The organism is Neobacillus dielmonensis, assembly GCF_000612665.1.
In the GTDB taxonomy this organism is placed as follows: domain Bacteria; phylum Bacillota; class Bacilli; order Bacillales; family Cytobacillaceae; genus Neobacillus; species Neobacillus dielmonensis.
The window spans coordinates 23,171-25,434 of the sequence record NZ_HG942034.1; the positions used below are offsets into that span (position 1 = coordinate 23,171).

The window sequence follows — 2,264 nt, forward strand, 5'->3', positions numbered from 1 at the left end:
AGCGCCGAGGAGGCTCCCCGGCACGCCCGCGGTCCGCGAAGCACCTGGAGCGGAAATCAATAGGCCCCATTGCAGGCGATAATCAATTCTAAAAATCATATTTTAATTCAAGTAAAATGAAAAATTGCCGAGAAAAATAACCTTTCTCGACAATCTGACGACAGGATGCTGTCGTTTTTTTGCTATCAGACTGTCAACGCTCAATCTCTTTCTCTCGCTTTTTGTGTATCCCTAATATTTTTTTGAACGGTTATGGCAGCAAAGATACTTAGGACAAATGCCATCCCATAAAATCCCTTTTCGCTTAAAACAATACTTCCGGCATTATATAAACCAATGGCCATTAATGCAATGGATACGATAAGTGCAAACCAACTGATCCCATAATAAATATTGGTAACCGGAATTCCCTCTTCCTTATCTCTAACGGCCTTCTGAAGAGAGACCGCTGAATAAAGCCCGAATATTAAAACGGCAAAGTAATACCCTTTTTCGTTCAGCTGCATTGCGGCATTAAACAACCCAATCAAATAAGCTGCTACACCCACTAACAATGCAGCCCAAGATGCCCCTTTGAAAGCGGAAGTTGGTTCTCCCTCTTTTCTCTCTACCTTCAATTTTTGATCATGTCGATTTCCTTTATCTAATAAAACCTCATTTTCATTAGACATTAATTTGATCGCCCCCGATTTCTCTCTAATATATCGAGCACTGCAGAAAAAATTTCTTGCTGGTGCCTAATCCTATTATATAGAAAATTCTTACAAATGGTAGATGCTTTTGTCATAACAATGAAAAGTTTATGTAAACTTCAGTGAATAATGACCAAATTTACCGGAAAAATAACCATGTACTAAATTTTGAAAGGGGTAAGAATATGAAAAAATGGTTTGCGGCTTTATTTACTTTTGTGCTTTTATCGTCAGTCTCTACAATAGGTGCAAAAGCGCAGGACATGGACTGCAAAGATTTTAGCACGCACGGTGCAGTCATGGACTTTTGGTATAACAATGGATATAGTGCGACCAATGACCCTCATGACTTAGATCGTGATAACGATGGACTGCCATGTGAAGTGACCAAAGCGGAATATGACACATATGTCGCTCAACAAAAGGCTGCTGGAGGGTCTGCAGGTGGAACCACCGGGGGAACTATGCCTAATACTGCGACCTATGATATTCCAATGGTCATAGCAGGAGCGGGAATCGCGGCTGTTGGTCTATACTTCCTTCTCCGCCGTAGAAAAGTAATCGAATAAAACATTACGACAGGATCGTTCCTGTCGTTTTTACACGTTGGAGTGACTTAAATTGAGGAAACTATTCGGAACCATTTTACTTTTATTCGGAATGACCATTGGTACCTATTATTTTATGGAGTGGAAAACAGGGCGGTCAGCAGCTGAGGAAATAACGAATACTGAAATTATGCGAATCAATGAAGACGATAAACGATTGCCAAAAGAACTCCCCTATTTGGATATTCAAACTCCTAGTACTGATATTCCACACAAATTGGGGGAAAAAGTGGCACATCTAGTGATCCCAAAAATTGCCCAAAAGTATTCCGTGTTTTGGGGCGCAGATAAAAATGTGCTTAGAAAGGGAGTAGGCATATATGTAAGTCAGTGGACGACTGCACCTGATGGAGGTGGGAATACGGTTCTTAGCGGTCATCGTGATACGGTGTTTTACCGCCTTGACGAATTAAAAGAAAATGAAATTCTGAAGCTTGAGTACGACGGCGCCATTTATACCTATAAAATAGCAAAAATATGGATAACTGGGCCTAATGATCAGACCGTTATTGTAAAAAAAGAATCACCGACACTGACAATAACAACGTGTTATCCTTTTAACTATGTAGGGAACGCACCAAAAAGATACATTATCCAAGCAAACCTGTTATATAAGCAAGAAATGAATGTAACATATAATGAAATGCTGCAGAAGAATGCAATAGAGTAATTTGGATGGTTTATATATTGGTAAAAGTTTCTTGTTGTTTCATCACAGACTCGGTGTTATGATATGAAAGTCGCTTTTGAAAGAGGCAAACATGTTATCGCTTTTGGAAATAACCTCTGGTTGTATCTTCACTGTTTTGGCGTTATGATAAACAGCGTTGCTCTTCAAAAAGAGCGAGAGAGTTGATTTCATTTGGAAATAATTGATGATTGATAGGTTAGAAGAAACGCGATATACTATACTTCCTGTCGCTTAAGACAGTGAAACAAATTGCTCTTTGAAAACTAAACAAAC

At 39.4% G+C, this 2,264-nt stretch carries 3 protein-coding genes; 2 read left to right on the forward strand and 1 reads right to left on the reverse strand.

The window, feature by feature from the left end:
* Positions 1–200 precede the first annotated feature (200 nt).
* Positions 201–671 (reverse strand): inner membrane protein YiaA, encoded by a 471-nt coding sequence (yiaA, locus tag BN2425_RS03430; RefSeq protein ID WP_042455052.1) that lies wholly within the window; start codon positions 669–671, stop codon positions 201–203.
* Between the two features lie 206 nt (positions 672–877).
* On the opposite strand from yiaA, the gene BN2425_RS03435 reads away from it, so the two are divergent.
* Together BN2425_RS03435 and BN2425_RS03440 are read left to right on the forward strand one after the other, a co-directional pair.
* Positions 878–1,261, forward strand: a complete 384-nt coding sequence (locus tag BN2425_RS03435) for an excalibur calcium-binding domain-containing protein (protein ID WP_042455053.1) — start codon at positions 878–880, stop codon at positions 1,259–1,261.
* A gap of 91 nt (positions 1,262–1,352) precedes the next feature.
* Positions 1,353–1,970, forward strand: a complete 618-nt coding sequence (locus BN2425_RS03440; protein ID WP_042455063.1) for a class D sortase — start codon at positions 1,353–1,355, stop codon at positions 1,968–1,970.
* The last annotated feature ends 294 nt before the right edge of the window (positions 1,971–2,264 follow it).

What these genes read in the sequence shown, in the direction of transcription:
- yiaA (WP_042455052.1), bottom strand. Translation starts at nt 671, where the DNA reads ATGTCTAATGAAAATGAGGTTTTATTAGATAAAGGAAATCGACATGAT.
- BN2425_RS03435 (WP_042455053.1), top strand. Translation starts at nt 878, where the DNA reads ATGAAAAAATGGTTTGCGGCTTTATTTACTTTTGTGCTTTTATCGTCA.
- BN2425_RS03440 (WP_042455063.1), top strand. Translation starts at nt 1,353, where the DNA reads ATGACCATTGGTACCTATTATTTTATGGAGTGGAAAACAGGGCGGTCA.